This is a genomic window from Catenulispora pinistramenti, assembly GCF_018274385.1.
Lineage (GTDB): Bacteria > Actinomycetota > Actinomycetes > Streptomycetales > Catenulisporaceae > Catenulispora > Catenulispora pinistramenti.
Genome location: NZ_JAAFYZ010000053.1, coordinates 23155 through 40684 on the forward strand (window position 1 = coordinate 23155; position 17530 = coordinate 40684).

The 17530-nt window shown below is 70.1% G+C and carries 14 protein-coding genes; 7 read left to right on the plus strand and 7 right to left on the minus strand.

Going from position 1 to position 17530, the window contains the following annotated elements; all coding sequences use genetic code 11:
* Positions 1–2: 2 nt before the first annotated feature.
* Entirely contained in the window at positions 3–2627 is a 2625-nt protein-coding gene (locus tag KGQ19_RS17430) for an ABC transporter permease (RefSeq protein ID WP_212010233.1), read from the plus strand.
* Here KGQ19_RS17430 and KGQ19_RS17435 read toward each other — a convergent pair.
* Positions 2516–3232 carry an MDR/zinc-dependent alcohol dehydrogenase-like family protein gene (locus KGQ19_RS17435; RefSeq protein ID WP_230418798.1) on the minus strand — a complete coding sequence of 239 codons (717 nt, stop codon included), beginning with the start codon at positions 3230–3232 and terminating at the stop codon, positions 2516–2518. The two genes, KGQ19_RS17430 and KGQ19_RS17435, sit on opposite strands and share 112 nt — an antisense overlap.
* 337 nt (positions 3233–3569) lie before the next feature.
* Between KGQ19_RS17435 and KGQ19_RS17440 the strand changes: the two genes are divergently transcribed.
* On the plus strand, positions 3570–4961 hold the full coding sequence (locus KGQ19_RS17440; RefSeq protein ID WP_212010235.1) for a cell wall-binding repeat-containing protein: 1392 nt from the start codon (positions 3570–3572) through the stop codon (positions 4959–4961).
* Between the two features lie 111 nt (positions 4962–5072).
* Here the strand turns inward: KGQ19_RS17440 and KGQ19_RS17445 are convergent, their stop codons facing one another.
* Complete coding sequence (locus tag KGQ19_RS17445) at positions 5073–8186, minus strand: hypothetical protein (protein WP_212010236.1); 3114 nt, start codon at positions 8184–8186, stop codon at positions 5073–5075.
* A 370-nt stretch (positions 8187–8556) separates the two neighbouring features.
* Between KGQ19_RS17445 and KGQ19_RS17450 the strand changes: the two genes are divergently transcribed.
* Positions 8557–9105, plus strand: coding sequence for a hypothetical protein (locus KGQ19_RS17450; RefSeq protein WP_212010237.1), 549 nt, complete (start codon positions 8557–8559; stop codon positions 9103–9105).
* Here the strand turns inward: KGQ19_RS17450 and KGQ19_RS17455 are convergent.
* The 5 genes from KGQ19_RS17455 to KGQ19_RS17475 form a co-directional block, all read right to left on the minus strand.
* A complete protein-coding gene (locus KGQ19_RS17455; protein WP_212010238.1) occupies positions 9063–9767 on the minus strand; it encodes a class I SAM-dependent methyltransferase in 705 nt (234 codons plus the stop codon). The genes KGQ19_RS17450 and KGQ19_RS17455 overlap by 43 nt on opposite strands.
* An 88-nt stretch (positions 9768–9855) precedes the next feature.
* Positions 9856–10464: a hypothetical protein gene (locus KGQ19_RS17460; protein WP_212010239.1), complete on the minus strand. Its 609-nt coding sequence runs from the start codon at positions 10462–10464 to the stop codon at positions 9856–9858.
* On the minus strand, positions 10461–11831 hold the full coding sequence (locus KGQ19_RS17465) for an MFS transporter (protein WP_438801869.1): 1371 nt from the start codon (positions 11829–11831) through the stop codon (positions 10461–10463). The genes KGQ19_RS17460 and KGQ19_RS17465 overlap by 4 nt, the downstream gene beginning before the upstream one ends.
* 354 nt (positions 11832–12185) lie before the next feature.
* The gene (locus KGQ19_RS17470; protein ID WP_212010241.1) at positions 12186–12560 is read right to left on the minus strand and encodes an Imm32 family immunity protein; all 375 of its coding nucleotides are present in this window, start codon (positions 12558–12560) and stop codon (positions 12186–12188) included.
* 121 nt (positions 12561–12681) lie between these two features.
* Positions 12682–12846, minus strand: coding sequence for a hypothetical protein (locus KGQ19_RS17475; RefSeq protein WP_212010242.1), 165 nt, complete (start codon positions 12844–12846; stop codon positions 12682–12684).
* 463 nt (positions 12847–13309) lie between these two features.
* Here KGQ19_RS17475 and KGQ19_RS17480 point away from each other — a divergent pair, with 463 nt between their 5' ends.
* The 4 genes from KGQ19_RS17480 to KGQ19_RS17495 all read left to right on the plus strand — a co-directional run bounded on the left by KGQ19_RS17480 (position 13310) and on the right by KGQ19_RS17495 (position 17519).
* Positions 13310–14374: a FecCD family ABC transporter permease gene (locus tag KGQ19_RS17480; RefSeq protein ID WP_212010243.1), complete on the plus strand. Its 1065-nt coding sequence runs from the start codon at positions 13310–13312 to the stop codon at positions 14372–14374.
* On the plus strand, positions 14371–15474 hold the full coding sequence (locus tag KGQ19_RS17485; protein ID WP_212010244.1) for a FecCD family ABC transporter permease: 1104 nt from the start codon (positions 14371–14373) through the stop codon (positions 15472–15474). Before KGQ19_RS17480 ends, KGQ19_RS17485 begins: the two co-directional genes overlap by 4 nt.
* Complete coding sequence (locus tag KGQ19_RS17490) at positions 15471–16373, plus strand: ABC transporter ATP-binding protein (protein ID WP_212010245.1); 903 nt, start codon at positions 15471–15473, stop codon at positions 16371–16373. The genes KGQ19_RS17485 and KGQ19_RS17490 overlap by 4 nt, the downstream gene beginning before the upstream one ends.
* Before the next feature lie 87 nt (positions 16374–16460).
* Complete coding sequence (locus KGQ19_RS17495) at positions 16461–17519, plus strand: ABC transporter substrate-binding protein (RefSeq protein WP_212010246.1); 1059 nt, start codon at positions 16461–16463, stop codon at positions 17517–17519.
* Positions 17520–17530: the final 11 nt, after the last annotated feature.

Consider the following 17530-nt stretch of genomic DNA (forward strand, 5'->3'; position numbering starts at 1 on the left):
CCGTGTTCCGACTCGTCCTGCAGACCGTCCGGGAACGCAAGGCAGGTTTCGTCGGCGCCTTCATCGCGCTGCTCGGGGCCTCGACGCTGATCACCGCCTTCGGGATCATCCTGCAGTCCGGCATCGGCGACGGCGTCCCGGTGCAGCGCTACGCCGACGCCTCGGTCGTGATCAGCGGCAAGCAGTCCGTCACCGTGCACGAGGGGAAGAAGAGCAAGACCAAGCCGCTGACCGACCCGGTCGCGGTCCCGGCCGACCTGGTCGGCACGGTCGCGCACACCGACGGCGTGGCGCGCGCCGTCGCCGTCGTCAGCTTCCCGGCGCAGGTCGTCGGCGCCGACGGCCGACTGGTCACCGGCGCCGACGACCGGCGCTCCATCGGCGCGAACTGGAGCAGCGCCGCGCTCGGGCCGTTCACGCTCAGCGGCCGGGGACCACGGCGCGCCGAGGAGATCGTGCTCGAACAATCCGTCGCCGAGCGGGCGAAGGCGAAGCTCGGGGACACCGTCCGCATCGCTTCGACGCGAGCAGCGAGCCCTTACACAGTCGTGGGTATCGTGAAATACACCGGCGCCGGCGGAGCCCTGCGAACCCCGCCGGTCTTCTTCACCGACGACACGGCCACCACCCTGTTCGGCCGCGCCGACCAGATCTCGGCGATCGGCGTGCTCGCGACGCCGGGCACCGGCGCCGGCCAGCTCGACGACCGCATCGACGCCGCGCTCAAAGGCGCCGGCGTCAGCTCCCACATCGGCGCCGGACGCAGCAGCGCCGAGAACCCCGACGTCGCCTCGGCCCGCGGCACCCTGAAGGTGCTGGCCGGCTCGCTCGGCGGCACCGTCGTCCTGATCACCATGCTGGTGGTCGGCAGCACCCTGGCGCTGGGCGTCCACCAGCGGCGCCGCGAACTGGCGTTGCTGCGGGCGATCGGTGCCACCCCGAAACAGATCCACAAGATGATCGCCGGCGAGGTGCTGGTGGTGGCGCTGGCCGGCTCGCTGCTCGGCTGCCTGCCCGGCGTGCTGGCGGCCGAGGCGCTGCGCGGGGCGCTGTCGGTGATCGGCGTCCTCCCGCAGGACTTCGTGTTCTCCTACGGCCCGATCCCCATGGCCGTGGCGGTCGCCATCGGGGTGATCACCGCGCAGGCCGCGGGGTTCGCGGTCGCCCGCCGCGTCGTCGCGATCCGGCCGGTGGAGGCGCTGAGCCAGGCCGCCACCGAACAGCCGGGCCTGGGCCGGGCCCGCGTCGTGTTCGGGACCGTGCTGCTGGTCCTCGGCGCCGCCGCCTCGCTGCTGCCGCTGTTCTTCGGCAGCGTCTTCGCCGTGGCCGGAGCCGGCAGCGGCGGCCTGATCATGGTGATCGCGTTCCTCATGCTGGCGCCGCCGCTCGTGGCACACGCGACCCGGCTGCTGGCCGCGCCGTTCCGGCGTCGCTTCGGCAACCTCGGCTACCTGGCCGTCGCCAACACCCGCGCCAACGCCCGCCGACTGGCCGCCGGGATCGGCCCCCTGATCCTGGCGATCGGTTTCGCCTCGCTCCAGCTGTTCATCCCGACCACCACCGCGGCGGCCGCCAACGATCAAGCCCGCGCCGGGGTCCTGGCCGACTACACGCTGACCGGCGACGCCGGCGGCCTGCCGACCGACGCCGTCGCCGATGCCCGAGCGCTGCCGGGCGTCGCCGCCGTCGCCGGGGTGGTCCGTGTCGACCTGTACTCGTCGGTGAAGATGCTCGGCGATCCAGAGGTCTTCGACTACCAGGCCGAGGGGCTGACGACCGATGGGCAGACGACCGACGGACAGACGACTGACAGGCTGACGACCGACAGGCTCGGCCAAGTCCTCGGCCAGGTCCTCAATCTGGATGTCACCGGCGGCGACCTGAGCCGGCTGTCCGAGACCACCGCGGCGATCAGCGACGGCGCGGCCGCGACGCTCGGCACCCGGGTCGGCGGCACCGTGCGGATCCACCTGCCCGACGGACAGACGATCCAGCCGCAGGTGGTCGCGACCTACCGGCGCGGCCTGGGATTCGGCGACATCACCTTGTCCGCGCAGACCTTGATGCGGCACAGCTCGCACCGCTTGTACGACTCGATACTGGTCCGGCTCCAGCCCGGCGCCGACCACAAGACCGCCCTCGCCGAACTCAAGGCCCTGAGCACCCGCTACCCGGGCCTGCACGTCCAGGACAAGGGCGGCCTGTCCGCGGCCCAACAGCGCACCGCGATGGTCGGCCTGATCGGCAGCGCCATCCCGCTGCTGCTGATCTTCGGCTACATCGCGATCGCCGTCGCCAACACCCTGGTGATGACCACCTTGTCCCGGGCCCGGGAGTTCGCGCTGCTGCGGCTGGTCGGCGCCACCCCGGCCCAGGTGCTGCGGATGATGAGGACCGAGACCCTGATGGTGGTCCTCATCGCGGTGGCCGTCGGCACACTGGTGCCGATGCTGCCGCTGACAATGGTCAGCCTCGGCCTGACCGGATCGCCGGTTCCCTCTATACCGCCGCTCCTCTACCTGGCGATCGTCGCCGCGACATCGGCCCTGGCGGCCGCCGCGGTTCTGATCCCCACCCGGCTGGCACTGCGGGCCCGGCCGATCGAAGCCATCGGGCTGCGGGAGTAGGGCCGGGTGACGTACAGCGCCGAACGGTCCGCCATGCCGATGAGCACGGTCACACCCTCCTCGATCGGCGCCAGGAAGACGCTCTGGCCGATCAGCGACATCTGCTTGTTGCGGAACGACCCCGCGTGCAGCTGGAGCGTCGGCGAGGCCGCGTTGCCGGTCTGCACCAGGCGCGCGTAACGGCGGGCGGCCTCGATCGCGGCGTTCACCACGTCTCCCCAGACCAGGTCGACGATCAGGTCGTAGCCCTCGGGCGTGGCGGCGACGAACGCCTCCTCCGTCGCCGCCGGGTCCAGCCCGGTCACGTCGGTCGCGGCGTCGGCGCCCTGCTCCAGTGCCAGGTCCAGCGCCTCCTTGCGCACGTCGGCGATGATCACGCGCTTGGCGCCCAGCACCTTGGCGGCCTGAACGGCGATCTGGCCGACAGTGCCGGCGCCGAGCACCAGAACGTTCTCGCCGGCCCGCAGGGTGCCGCGGAGTCCAGCGACAACCAGGCGGCCAGACCCGCGACGCCGAGCGCGGCGGCCAGCAGCGGGTCGAGCGCCGCCTGCACCTTCTGCGCCGGCAGGTAGGTGAAGATGTTGCCCTCGGTGTGGTTCTGGCAATCGTCTAGTACTCCACTGTCGCCGGACTCTGCCGCGGCCGGCGGCGTGGGGCCGGAAGCGCCGGGCCGCCGAAGGTCATCAAGCACCTTGACATGCGTTGCGCCGCCGACTTGCCGCCGGATAGAGTCCCGTCCCGAGTAGCTGGAAGTGCGCGAAGGCGCGCCGAGTGTGACGGCGCCGGTCTTCGTCCACCTCCGACGGGGAGGGAACGGGGATCCAGACGCATCGCCGGCACGGCCCTGCACGGCGGGGCCGTGATAGCAGCTGCTGCTCACACCGCGGTGCTTATAGCAGGTTACTGAAGAGCTCGATCGAGGAAGTCAGGGGAGAACTTTCCATGTCCACCACAGCATTCACCCGGCGTCGGTACGCCACGGCCGCGGCGCTCGCGACGGCCCTGGCCGGTGCGGCGTCCGTCGTCGCTGAGGCGCCGGCGCACGCGTCCGCGTCCTCATCCCTGACCCCGGCGCTGACCGGCCACTGCCCCAACGACACGTCCGGGACCGTATTGAAGGCCTCGCCCGGCGTCGGCCCGGCGCCGCTGACGTTCACCGTCGATCTCACCGGCAACACCATCGACCCGGCGCACGGCTGCACCTTGGTCGTCCACTGGGCCGACGGAACCCCGGACACCTCCGCGGTGTCCGAGACCACCCCGCTCAAGCACACCTTCACCAAGCCGGGTACGTACTCGGTCACCTGGCAAGAGACCGTCGTCAGCGGGTCGGGGACCGACACCTCCAACGGCATGTTCCAGGTCATCGTCCAGGCGCCCGGGAGCACCGGAGGCGGCGGGGGCACCACGCCGGTCAAGCGCATCGGCGGCACCGACCGGTACGCCACCGGGCGTCAGGTGTCCCAGGCGCAGTGGCAGGCCGGGCAGGCCAATGCCGTCGTGCTGGCGCGCGGCGATCAGGCCCCTGACGCGCTGGCCGGGGTGCCGCTGGCCGCGCATGTCCACGGCCCGCTGCTGCTGACCTCCCCGACCGCGCTGGACGCCGCCACGCGCGCGGAGATCGACCGGGCGACCGGCGGTCCGCAGACCCACAAGCCGATCTACATCCTCGGCGGCGCCTCGGCCGTCTCCCCCACCATCGAGAACGCTCTGCGCGCCGCCGGATACACCGTGACCCGCTACGGCGGCACCAGCCGTTTCGACACCGCGTTGAAGATCGCCGCCGCGTTCGGCACCACCCAGCACGTCATCGTGGCCACCGGACGGGACTTCCCGGACGCCTTGGCCGCCGGGCCCCTCGGCGCGGCGGAGGGCGCCCCGATCGTGCTGTCCGACAACACCTCCCTGGACCCGGCCACGAAGGCCTTCATCACGCAGCACGCGTTCATCGACCCGGTCGGCGGGCAGGCCCTGCGGGCGGTGCTCAACGCCGGCGGCAAGAACATCAACGACAGCTTGGCCGGCCCGGACCGGTACGCCACCGGCGCCGCCGTCGCCCAGGCTGTCGCCGGCGTGACCGGACACGTCCCCACCACGGTCGGCATCGCCTCCGGGTCGGCCTTCCCGGACGCCTTGACCGGCGGCGCCTACGCGGCCAACGCCGCCGAACCGCTGCTGCTCACCGCGCCGGGCACCCTGTCGGCGCCCACGGCCTCGCTGCTGTCCGGCTGGGCGTCGCAGTTCACTGCCGTCACCGTCTTCGGCGGGCAAGCCGCGATCAGCGGCCCGACGTTCACGGCGATCGTCAAGGCCGTCCACGGCACGGCCGGCTGACCACCGGCAGCCGGCAACCCACATAGCCCGCAACCAACTGCGGCCGCCCGTCACACTCGTCCTGTGACGGGCGGCTGCTGCCTACTCCTCCACGACCGCCAAGGCCAGAGATCAGTTGACGATGCCGAAGCCGTCGAGTGTGGCGTACGTTCCGGACAGTTTGGTGATCACGACGGTGTGCGTTCCCGCGCTCAACGTCGCGCTACTGAACACGAGCACGTTGGCGTGGCGTTGGCCGTCGGTGGGCACCGTGTCGACGCTCTGCTGCGCCCCGCCGTCGATACTCACGCCGATGTTCCCCTGGTCGGTGTACTGCTCGCCGAACACCTGGATGCCGGTGCCCGTGAACTGGTAGCTCGCGGTCGATCCGTTGGCCGTGGCGTAGTGGACGTCGTCGTCATAGTCGCCGTAGCCGCGGTTCGCCGAGTAGGAGAACCCGCTGTACGAAATCGACGGATCAGTGTCGTTGGCACGGACCGGATTGAGGGCCGCGAAGCCGTCGAGCGTGCTGTAGGTCCCGGACAGTTTGGTCACCGTGACGGTGTGCGTGCCGGAGGACAGTCCGGTGGCGGTGAAGACGGCCACGTTGGCGTGGCGTTGGCCGTCGGCGGGCACCGTGTTGACGCTCTGCTGCGCCCCGCCGTCGATACTCACGCCGATGTTCCCCTGGTCGGTGTACTGCTCGCCGAACACCTGAATGCCGGTGCCCGTGAACTGGTAGCTCGCGGTCGATCCGTTCGCCGTGGCGTAGTGGACATCGTCGTCAAAGTCGCCGTAGCCGCGATTCGCCAAGTAGGAGAATCCGCTGTACGAAATCGACGGATCGGTGTCGTTGACGCGGGTAGCGCCGGGCTGTGATCCGTCGAGGCTGATGTCAGCGGCCTGTGCTCCGCCCGACAGCGGGACGAGCAGGAAGCCGCCGGACAGGTAGGTCACGCCGCTGGCCAGGCTGCCCTTGACGTAGACGGGCATGCCGTTGGTGAAGCCCTCGCCGCCCACCAGCGCCTGCGTCGCGGCGCTGTTCTGTCCTCGGTAGTAGATCCGCGGCGTGCGGACCGCGGCCGGCCAATCACCCGTCGTGGTCGATCCGGCCGTGCTGAGCAGGTTGTCGGGTATGACGCCGGGTCCGGGGGCGTTCGGGATGGTGGTGTTGCCGCTGGCATTGGAGTCCGTTACCGACGGGTTGCACCCGTTGTAAGCCTGGGTGGCACCGGCGAAGTAGTCGCCGGTGATCCAGAAGTGGCCGGTCGGGTTGCAGCCGCCCTGCGAGGAAATCCCGCCGGTGGCGAACGCGACGTCGCCCTGCCAGTTGATCCACTCCGAGCCGGCGTCGTCGTAGTAGGTGTTGCTGCTCGTGGCGCCGTTGTAGGCGACGTTGCCGGTGGCTTGCAGGCCGGTGGCGAGGGTGGCTGAGGAATTGAGCGTGCCGTCGGAGTTGTGGACGTACTGGGCCTGGTGGCCTTCGACGTAGATGGCGCCGCCGTCTTGGCGCTGGGTCAGGTAGTCGTGGATCAGGTTGTCGCTCACGGTGTTGTACTCGTTGATGTTCGTCGAGTTCTGCGACGACGGCGGCTCGGGGTTGCCCGGATTGTTGGGATCCTGGCTGTACTGGTCGACGTGGCCCTGGATGACGCCGGCGGTGATCCCGGTGTAGGGCAGGTCGTACAAGTCGTTGTGAGAGATCGTGGTGTGCTGTGAGAACAGCAGGGTGATGCCGCACGCCGACGAGTAGTCGGTGCCGATGCGATGGATGACGTTGTTCGACACGGTGGTGCCGGTCAGGATCTCGTTGGCACCGACCGAATCGCCGCCGACCGCGGAGGGGTTGGTCGTGCAATGCGCCTTGATACCCGCGGCCTGCGACGGGTCCAGGGGGTTCGGATCGTAGGTGCAGCCCAGCAGAATCGCGGTGGAGGCGATGTCAGTGAACTCATTGCCGTCGATGACTGTGTTGGTCGAGCCATACATCACGCTCAGCCCGGCCCCGCCGAGTTCGCTGAACCGGTTGCCGCGCAAGGCGATGTTGGCGGCGCCGCTGAAAGCGACGTTCGCCAACGGCTGACTCAGCGCACCCCAGGGACAGGACCCCGCGGGGTTGGAGAAGGTGCACATGCCCTGGTTGGTCGCACCGGTCATCCGCAGGTTGCTCTGCACGTCGGCAAAGCCCACACTCGTAGACGGATCATTCCAGGTGGCGTAGGAGAACTGCAGGCCGCTGAAGGTGAGGTCGTGGACCGGCACGGCTAGCGTTCCCGAGCCGGTCAACAACGACTCCAGGTGCGGAAGCTCCACATCCAGACCCGTCATCGACCCCGACGGCGGGGCGTAATACAGCGTGTTCGGCGTAGACGCCGAGTCCAGGAACCACTGGCCCGGATGCAGCAGCGCCTGGGCATTCTCAATCAGTGAAGGCATCCGGCTGGTGGACATCGACGGCAGTCCCCCGCTGCCCTGGCTGAACGACGCGCGGTCGGTCACATCACTCCAGCACGGCTGGTCCATGGTCAGCGTGCCGGCGCTCGCGGAGAAGCCGGCGACGCGGCAGCGCGACTCGGCCCAGGCACCGTTGCCGCCGGGATAGTCGAACTCCACCGCCGACACCTGCGCGGGAGTCAGGCCCTTGAACCACGCCATCGCCCCCGCATCACCGCCGATCGTGTATCCGCTCGCCGATCCGCCCCAGTTGCCGGACCACCCAAGACTGCTCGGTGTCGCCTGCGCGACCGGGGCTTCCTGGCCGTTGACATACAGCTGACGGCTGTTGCTTCCAGCCGGAACGGTTGCCGACCACACCGCGCTGGTCCCGACCTGTGCCCACCCGCCGATCTGGGAGGCACCGGAAATCACCGGGTGCGCGCCAGGTGCGGCCTGCCACACCACCGGATGCCCGGCACTTCCGGAGTCGGCGGCGGTAAACGCCCACGTGCTCGACAACCGGTACGTGCCGTCCTGAAGCAGGACCCTGACATCATCGGCGCCCCGATTGGCTTTCAGGAAGCTGCGCACCGCCGCCTGCGCACCCGGCAAGGTGCACGGGGCGGCCTGCGTGCATGCAGCTCCGGAGCTGGCCGACGGCGAAGCGTAGAACGTCGTCGCGCCTGTCGTGCCTGCCGCGTGCGCCGCGGGCGCGCCCATCAGCGGCAGTGCCAGGACGGCAAGCGGCAGCGCGCTCGTCGCGGCGATCACGCGGCACAGCCTGCGCATGATCGATCGATGATGCGACATGGAACGGGTCCTCCCTGTCAGACAGTTGCGCCGGCCGCCAGCCGGCTTGGGCGGTGACGTGGTGACATGGGTCCCGTTGACCGATCACCCACAGCTGGGAGGCGCCGAATTCGTGCTCGCCTGGGCCGCGTCGCCGGTGGCGACTTCGACTCAGTGGGCTGTCACGCTCGCCGGGATTGATCCGATGATTCGTCGGATTGCCGTAGTTTTACTCCTCATGTGTCCAGCATGTAAAGAGTGGAAAACAGAAAAGATCAGATGACTCTGGAGTACGGCGATCCACTCGACAGCAGGCGCCCGACGACTTACGCGCATCTGATCACCGGGAATCGCGGGTACCCTGCGTTCGGGAAGGTGAGAGGTGGCCGCGGTGAGCAAGACTCCTGAGTGGCTGGAAGACGGTGAGATCCCAGAGGCGTTCTGGGATCGCGTCGAATCCAACGGCCCCGGCGATGAGGGCCCGACGGCCTGGCTGAGTGTTGCGACAGCGTCCGAGATAGTCGAGTACCAACTGGCGTTCGAGCTCGCCGCGGAGGAACTCGCCGACTATTCCGACGGGCCGTGCATCGACGCGCTCGTCTTCTCGGAGGACGACACTGAAGACTTGTGCCTCTGGATCGTTGCGCAGGGCCGTCAAGCGTGGCAGTCCGTACGAGCCGGCCGGGAGAGTCTGGCGCAAGCGGCCCGCTGGTACCTCGCCAGGCGCCTCGACACCGAATCGGAGATGTGGACGGCGGCTGGGACGTCGGCGTACTCCGTCTTCCACGACCGCTTCGGCGAGAGCCTCTCCGACCGGATGCGGGAAGTCTTAGAGCACTTCGGTGCCGCTCACGCTGGAACCGTCGCGCACGTCCAGGCGCCAGTCTGCGGGCGTGGTCAGGAGGAGGCGTCGTCCGAGTCGATCCAGAACGCCTTGTAGCTCAAGGCCGGGTGCGGATGCACCGCACGGGTCCGCCCGGCGATCCGGTAGCCGAGTGCTGAGACCTGTTGCTCCAGGATTTCTTGGTCGCTCTCCTCATTGAACACGCCGACCACCAGCCTGCCGCCGGGAGCCAGGATGTTCGCCAGCAGGTGTGCCAGGTAGTCGGGCCTGCGCGGCGCCGGTACGTAGTCCAGGCCGGTGCGCACGATGTCGAAGCGGCGTGGCGGCGACCAGGCGGCGGCGTTCGCGGTCCAGATCCGGTCGGCCCAGGCGGGGTGCTGGTCTCGGGCCAGCTGGGCCAACTTGGCGGAGATGTCGATGCCGAACGGTTCGATGGCGATTCCGGCGTCGGCGGCCCAGCCGGTGAGGGTGTCCATCAGGTGGCCGTTGGCGCAGCCGACGTCCAGGAACGTGCCGCCGCCTACGGGAAGGGCATCGACGAGCAGGGCGCGGGCCCGGCGCCAGCGCGCGGCGTCGCCGGAGTGCCCGGACTGGGCGCGCGGGTTGTCGCCGCCCAGGTAGGCCGGTTCGATCAAGGCCAGGACGGCGTCGTGCCAGCCGGCCTGATCGATCCGGCCGGCGGCGTAGTCCTCGTTGATCCGGGAGATCTCACGCCATCCGCGCTCTTTGGCGCGCGCCAGTTCCGCGGCGTCGTCCACACCGACCCACCTTTCGTGATTCGCAGGGTCCTTCGGTCCCGATCTGGTGCCGGCCGTCGCGCTGAACTCAGGGAACTGATGACGGATATCAGTGCAGATCATCCGCGAGGCGTTCCATGACCGCCTTCGTGACGGCCGTGTCCACCTGGGTGGTCAGGTTGTGACGGTTGCCGAGGTTCGCCAGCAGGGTACGCAGGTCGAGATCGTTGATGGTACGACGCAGGACGTCATCGGTCGTAAGGGTTTTGTCGATGAGCGCGTCGGGGATCGCGCGGATCGCCGCCTTGCGCAGACCGCTGAGGTTCGAGGCGTCGACTGCCTCGCGGGCGAGTTGCGATGCCCGCGGGAGCTTGCCGGCGGCCTTCAGGCTGTCGACGGCGGTGAGCAGCCCGGTTCGCAGCGCGTTGATCTGCGCGTCGGTGCGGACGCCGGGCTGGGCGAGCTGGAGGGCGAAGGCCTCACGGGAGACGCCGATCTGGCAGGCGGCGGCGGCCAGACCGGTCACGACGAGCTCCTCGGTCAGGCCGTCGATCCCCGTCGACACCGAGCTGGCCGGTGCTGCGACACATGAGTCGGCTGGGCGAAGCGGGCTGTAGTGGCCGCCGCCGTTGGCGAGCTGGACGGCCAGCACTCCACTCACCAGCACGGCGGCCAGAGCCGGGAGCGCCCCCGCGCGCAGGCGGGCCGCGCCGGTCATCGCGTGCCCCGGCGACGCAGCGGGATCAGGGACAGCAGCGCCACGAGGGCGAGTGCCGCACCGATCAGGAAGGCGTTGCGGAACGCGTGGGTGGCGGCCCGTTGGAGCTGAAGGTTGAGGCTCCGTTCAAGCTGCGCCACAGCGGGCTTCTCCGCCGCGGGCACGCTCAGTTGCTCGAAGGCGGGGTCCAGGTCGGGCACCCGGCCGCGATCCTGCTTCAGCTGATCGGCCAGTCCGCGAGCGATCGCGATTTTGTCCTGGGGCGCCAGCGGAGCGTTGAGCACCAGCGCGGTGATGGCGTCTTCCGCGGGTGGCTGGGCACTGCGAAGGTCCGCGGTGAAGACAGGCGTGAGAATCGCGAGTCCCAGGACCACCCCCGCGTGCCGGGCCGCGATGGTCCAGCCGCCGTGCAGGAAATGCGGTCTGCGGCCGTCCATCGCCTGCAGGGTCAGGGGATCCAGCGTCAGACCGAGCCCGAGTCCGACGAGCGCCTGCGGTGCGATCGTCCACGCGAGATCGGCCGACGGCAGCAGCGCCAACCCGGTCAGGCCGCCGGCGATGAGCAGGCATCCCGACATCGTCTGTGCCATCGGCCCCGACCGCAGCATCCGGGCTAGCGGCCGGGCCAGGAGCGCCGCGAGCGGTATCACCGACACCGTGACGGCTGCGACCGCCGGTGATCGACGCCAGCCGTCGACCAGGAGCAGCACGAACAGGAACAGCGCCGCGGTCAGCGCCGCCGAGAGCAGCGCCAGGGCGATGTTCGGCCGGATCCGCACACGGTGTTTCTGTGCGTGGGGTTCCTGTGTGTGGGGTTCCTGTGCGTCGTGTTCCTGTGCGTCGTGCTCCTGTGCGTCGTCGGCGAGGCCCTGCCCGTTCCTGCGGCGCTTGGCGAGAGCGGCAGGAACGGCCAGTACCGCGATCGGCACCTGGACGATGAAGATCGAGCGCCAGGAGAACGCATCGGTCAACAACCCACCGGCCACCGGGCCGACAGCGGTTCCGAACACGCCGGCGGCGATCCACCATGCCGTCCCGCGACGCTCACTCAGCTCGTCGACCAGGAGCTGAAGGCTGCCGATCACCGCGAACGCGCCGCCCACCGCCTGCACCGACCGGGCGGCGACCAGAACATCCAGGGAACCGGCCACCGCGCACAACGCCGAGGCCCCGGCGAACACCGCGATGCCGGCCGCACACAAAACAGCCGGATCCCGTGTCCTGTAGAACCACGCGGCGGGCCGGGCGACGACGGCCAGAACGAGGTTGAACGCGATCAGCACCCACGCGACCTGCCCCACCGTGGTGTGGAGGCGCTGCAAGATCTCCGGCAGGGCGAGGGTGACCACCGCCGAGTCGGCCAGCACGCACCCCACGGTCAACGCGAGGAGGGCCGCTGCCGCCCGGCGCACCCTAGAACGCCGGCTTCGTGTCGGCGAGCCGCGCTGCGACGAGCCACTCAGCTGGCCGCATCCCCATCAGCACGTCGGCCGGCCTCGACCGGACAACGTCGGTGCTGACGAACCGCTTTCCGGTCTGATCAGAAATGGTGTGCACGCACGCTCCTCCTGGGTGGCAACAGCACTCTACGTCGGACACAGTAGGGAAGGCGCTGTGGGTAGAGAAGGCGCTGTGGATGGGTACGGGGATCAGGCACACATTCTGTGAAGGCGCTTCGGATGTGCCGCAGCTTCGAGGCAACAGCGATCTCGGCGAGCGATTCACCGGGTCGGCATGCCTCCGCGAGGGCTGCTGACCACCAGCGACATGGACCCCTCGGCCAGGTAGGCATGATCGGGGAAGTAGTCGATGTGCAGATGGTAGCCGTCCTCTACGGCGGCCAGGTCGTGGAGGTTCTCAGCGAGGATCTTCCTGGACGCCTGATCTCCACTGATGACGAGCACCTTCCGCCGGATATCGAGGTCAAGACGAACCCCGGGGCCCGAGGACTGCACCACCTGGATTCCCACCAACCCGCCGCTGTCCCGGGCAGGTGTGGAAACGACGTACCCAGTGCCCTGTGCCACGGCGCCGGCTAGGGCGATCAGTTCCTCTGCCGAGGCCTTGAGATCAACCTCGCCGAAGGCCGCGTCCACCGTCAGTATCACCGTTCAGGCTCCCGGCTGGTTGTCGTCGCCGACGCCTCGGACCTCGATCTCCAGCACGTTCATGGGCCGGATGGTCCCGGCATCGCCGCGAGCGACACGAACCGCATCTTCACCGGCGCTGCCCGTCCACATCCCGAGCAAAATCTGCCAACTGCCGCGCCTTGATCGGCCAGGTCTGGGCGCGCGCCGTGGGCTTGGCGATGCGATTGGACTTCTTGACCTGGACCAAGTCGCCGAACGTGAGCGACAGCCGGCCGGGCATGACGGCCGGCACGACCAATCCCAAGTCGGCTTGCGTCGGCGTACGACAGGAACCACTGGACCACAGGCGGCGATCGCCGCTCAGCCAGGAAGGCGCCGGCCGTCTCACGCAGCAGGACCTTCTCGATCCCTGGCGGATCATGCCGGAGCAGTTCGGCCTGAAGGTCATGCTTCTCGTCATCGTTCAGGTAGTAGCGAAACGACTCCCTGGCCTCTTCGCACACCGAGCAGTCCGTCGCATGATCGTGGGGTGTGATGAGGTCGACACGCATCCTTCGAGCCTAGCGACCTTCCGGGCAATAACTGCCGCACCAAACCGCTGCCGGCGTTGACCCGGATCGTCCCGCCCCCGGATGCCGCCTGGACCGCCGAGTTCACGACCTGGCGGACCGCCGGGTGGGGCGGACGCTTCTTGCTGCGCAAACGTGGTTAGGCTAGCCTAACCTCACTTTTGATCAACCCTTCGGAAGGAAGCCATGGATCAGGCCGGGGACGTCCGCGCCATCGCTGTCCCCGTCCCGCTCCTTCCGGTCGTCGGCGGCAGCAGGCGGGCGCGGTTGTTCCTCGGGCTGGCGGGTTGCGCCGTCCTGCTCGCGGCGGCGGCCTTCGCCAGCTTGGCGTTGGGGACCAAGCCGATAGCGCTGGGGACGGTGCTGCACGCGCTCTTCCATCACGACAACAGCGACGATGCGCTGATCGTCAGGGATCTGCGGCTGCCCCGGACGGTGATCGGCCTCGCCGTCGGGGCCGCCCTCGGGCTGGCCGGGACGTTGATGCAGGCCGTGACCCGCAACCCGCTGGCCGATCCCGGGCTGCTCGGCGTCAACATGGGGGCCTCGGCCGCCGTGGTGGTCGGTATCGCCGTCCTGCATCTGGACCCGCAGACGGCTCAGGTGTGGCCGGCCCTGCTCGGCGCCGGGATAGCCGCGCTGCTGGTACACACTCTCGGCGGGCGGGGGCCGCGCGGGACCGCGCCGATCCGGTTGGCGCTGGCCGGTGCGACCGTCAGCGCGGTCCTCGGTGCGCTGGTCAGTGCTCTGACTTTGTCGGACCGGGCGGCGTTCCAGGACTTCCGGTTCTGGTCGGTCGGTTCGCTGGCCGGACGCTCGTCGGCGGTCCTGGGGCAGACCGGGGGCTTCATGGCCGTCGGCGCGCTGATCGCGCTGCCGCTGGCGGGCTCGCTCAACGCCTTGGCCCTGGGCGAGGACACCGGTCGCGCGCTCGGCGTGCACCCGGGCCGGGTCGGCGCGCTGGCGTTGGTCTCGGTGACGCTGCTGTGCGGCGGCGCGGTGGCCGCCGCCGGCCCCATCGGGTTCGTGGGGCTGGCCGTGCCGCACGCCGCGCGCCAGATCACCGGCCCCGACCACCGCTGGCTGCTGCCCTACACGATGCTTCTGGCACCGACCCTGCTACTGGCCGCCGACGTGGTCGGCCGGCTCATCGCGCCGCCGGGCGAGGTGGACGTCGGGATCGTCACCGCGCTCGTCGGGGCTCCGGTGTTCATCCTGCTGGCCCGTCGGCGCCGGGTGAGGCAGGTATGAGGGCCCGGATATCCACGGCGCCGGCCGGCTCCGGCCGGGCCGCGCGCCTGCGCCCGGTCACGGTCCGGATCGGCGCCAAGCGCGGCCGACCGGGTCGCTCGGCCATCTCCTTCCGTCTCAGTCCGCGGGCCTGCCTGGTGATCGCGGCCCTGGTCGCGGCCGGGCTGGTGATCAGTGCCCTGACGTTGAGCACCGGGAGCTATCACGTCCCGCTGTCGGACGTGGTGCGCACGGTTCTCGGCAACGGCAGCACCCTGGACCGGTTCATCATCACCCGGCTGCGGGAGCCGCGGCTGCTGACCGCGCTGGCGGTCGGTGCGGCGTTGGGTGCCGGTGGGGCGCTGTTCCAGAGCGTCTCGCGCAATCCGCTGGGCAGCCCCGACATCATCGGATTCGACACCGGGGCGGCGACCGGCGCGTTGGTCGTCATCACCCTGATCCACGGCACGGCCGCCCAGACCGCCGCCGGAGCGGTTCTCGGCGGCCTGGCCACGGCAGCGGCCGTCTACTTCCTGGCCATGCGGCACGGTGTGCACGGCTACCGGCTGATCCTGGTGGGCATCGGGGTCGGGGCGCTGCTGTCGGCGGTGAACGGGTACCTGCTCATCCGCGCCAGCGAGAACGACGCGCAGTCCGCCGCCTTGTGGCTGATCGGGAGCCTGAACGGCCGCGGCTGGGACTACGTCGGGCCGGAGGCCCTGGCGCTGGCGGTCCTGTTGCCCGCCGCGTGGTGGATCTCGCGGGCGCTGGGCGTGCTGGAACTCGGCGACGACCTCAGCCGCGGGCTGGGTCTGCGCGTCGAGTGGCTGCGCGGCACCGCGTTGCTGGTCGGCGTGGCGCTGGCGGCGAGCGCGACCGCCGCGGCCGGACCGGTCGGCTTCGTGGCGCTGTCCGCCCCGCAGATCGCCCGCCGGCTCACCGCGACCGCCGGTCCCAACACGCTGACTTCGGCGCTGGCCGGGGCGGTCCTGCTGGCCGGCAGCGACTTGGCGGCCCAGCGGTTCCCGTCCGGCCTGCCGGTCGGGGTGGTCACCGCCGTCCTCGGCGGCCTGTATCTGGCCTGGCTGTTGAGCCGGGAATGGCGGAAGGGACGCCCATGAGCCCCGACACGAATACCGGCACGGGCACGGACACGGGCACACGCGCCGGTACCGGCACAGTGGAGCCGGAGGTCGCCGTCGACGCCGCCGGCCGACACCGGTTGTCAGCCCGGAAGCTGACCGTCGGCTACCAGGGCAAGCCAGTGATCGAGGAGCTGGACGTACACATCCCCGACGGTTCCTTCACGGTGATCGTCGGCGCCAACGGCTGCGGCAAGTCGACTCTGCTGCGCACCTTGGCCCGAGTGCTGTCGCCGATACGGGGTCAGGTCTTCCTGGACGGCGAACCGATCCACGCACTGTCTCCCAAACAGGTCGCGCGACGCCTGGGCCTGCTGCCGCAGGGCCCTGTCGCACCGGACGGCATCACCGTGCTCGACCTGGTCGCCCGCGGCCGGCACCCGCACCAGAACCTGCTGAGCCGGTGGTCGGAGGCCGACGAGCGCGCGGTCCGCGACGCGATGGCCGCCACCGACACCGCCGAGCTCGCCGACGCTTACGTGGACGAGCTCTCCGGCGGTCAGCGGCAGCGGGTCTGGCTCGCGATGGCCCTGGCCCAGGAGACCGGCATCCTGCTGCTGGACGAGCCGACCACCTTCCTCGATCTGGCCCACCAGGTCGAAGTGCTGAACCTGTGCGCCCGGCTGCACGCCGCCGGACGCACCCTGGTCGCGGTCCTGCACGACCTCAATCTGGCCTGCCGCTACGCCGACCACCTGATCGCCATGCGGGACGGCGCGATCGCCGCCGTCGGCCGCCCCGGCGAGGTCGTCACCCCCGAGCTGATCGAGGACGTCTTCGGTCTGCCCTGCCGGGTCATCGACGATCCCGAGACCGGTACTCCGCTGGTCATCCCGCTGGCACCGAACCCGCTGCAGCAAGAAGCGAGTTCGTCTTGAGAGCCCTGCGTGCCCTGCGTGCCCTGCTGCCCGTCGCCACCACACAACCGCCTCCCGCCCCCTGACCACCCGAAGGAACCGCGCACCATGTCGCCGACACCCATCGCCCCTCCCCGCAGCACCGGTCACCGAGCTTCCGGCGCCTCCGTTCCGTTCGTCCCGTCCCGGCGCCGCCTGCTCGGCGCCTCGATAGCCGGGGCGGGCCTTTCCGGCCTGCTCGCCGCCTGCGGCTCGGACAAGACCCCCGCCGCCCAGGCGGCCGGGTCGGGATCCTGGTCCTTCACCGACGACCGGGGCACCACCGTGAGGCTGCCGACCCAGCCCCGGCGCGTGGCCCTGCTCACCGACACCGTGACCTCGGCACTGTGGCCCGCCGGGCTGCGTCCCGTCGCCGCGTTCGCCAGCGACCCGGCCACCACCGAATCCGTCCAGCTGAACCTGGCCAAGGAAGGCATCGTCCAGATCGGCGGCAAGGACGCGCAGCTGGACCTGGAGGCACTGGCCGGGGCCAAGCCCGATCTGCTCATCGACGTGGTCCAGGCCGACGGCACCCTGCAGACCGTCGGCAAGACCGCGGCCGCCGCGCAGATCGCACCGGTCGTCGGCATCAGCATGTACCAGCCGATCGAGCACATCGTCACCACCGCGGAGAACATCACCGCGGCCGTGGGCGCACGGCTGGCCGACACCGAGGCGAAGACCGGCTATCAGAGCGCCGCGGAGAAGGTGCGCAGCGCGGTGAAGAGCAACCCCGGCGTGCGCGTCGGATTCGTGTTCGACATCGGTGCCACCGAACTGGCCGTGATGAACAGCGGCACCTGGCCGATCCTGAAAACGGTCGCCGGGCTCGGCGTCGAGCTGGTCGCCATCGCCCAGAGCGAGAAGAACACCTACAGCCAGCCGATCAGCTGGGAACGGGCGCCGCAGATCCCGGCCGACCTGCTCGTGTGGGCCGTCACCGACCCGCTGCCGACGAACCCGCTGTGGGCGAAGATCCCGGCGGTCGCGGCCGGCCAGTTCTGGCGGCCCGACCTCGCCTCCTGGTACACCTACAGCTACGCCAACTTCACCGGGCTGCTCACGGGACTGGCCGATCACCTCGCCGCCGCGAAGCCCGGCATCGGGCCGACCTCCCCGCTGTCGTAGAGGTCTGCCAC

Excerpts from the sequence above, each read along its gene's own strand:
- KGQ19_RS17440 (WP_212010235.1), top strand. The coding sequence starts at position 3,570 with ATGTCCACCACAGCATTCACCCGGCGTCGGTACGCCACGGCCGCGGCG.
- KGQ19_RS17445 (WP_212010236.1), bottom strand. The coding sequence starts at position 8,186 with ATGTCGCATCATCGATCGATCATGCGCAGGCTGTGCCGCGTGATCGCC.
- KGQ19_RS17460 (WP_212010239.1), bottom strand. The coding sequence starts at position 10,464 with ATGACCGGCGCGGCCCGCCTGCGCGCGGGGGCGCTCCCGGCTCTGGCC.
- KGQ19_RS17480 (WP_212010243.1), top strand. The coding sequence starts at position 13,310 with ATGGATCAGGCCGGGGACGTCCGCGCCATCGCTGTCCCCGTCCCGCTC.
- KGQ19_RS17485 (WP_212010244.1), top strand. The coding sequence starts at position 14,371 with ATGAGGGCCCGGATATCCACGGCGCCGGCCGGCTCCGGCCGGGCCGCG.
- KGQ19_RS17490 (WP_212010245.1), top strand. The coding sequence starts at position 15,471 with ATGAGCCCCGACACGAATACCGGCACGGGCACGGACACGGGCACACGC.
- KGQ19_RS17495 (WP_212010246.1), top strand. The coding sequence starts at position 16,461 with ATGTCGCCGACACCCATCGCCCCTCCCCGCAGCACCGGTCACCGAGCT.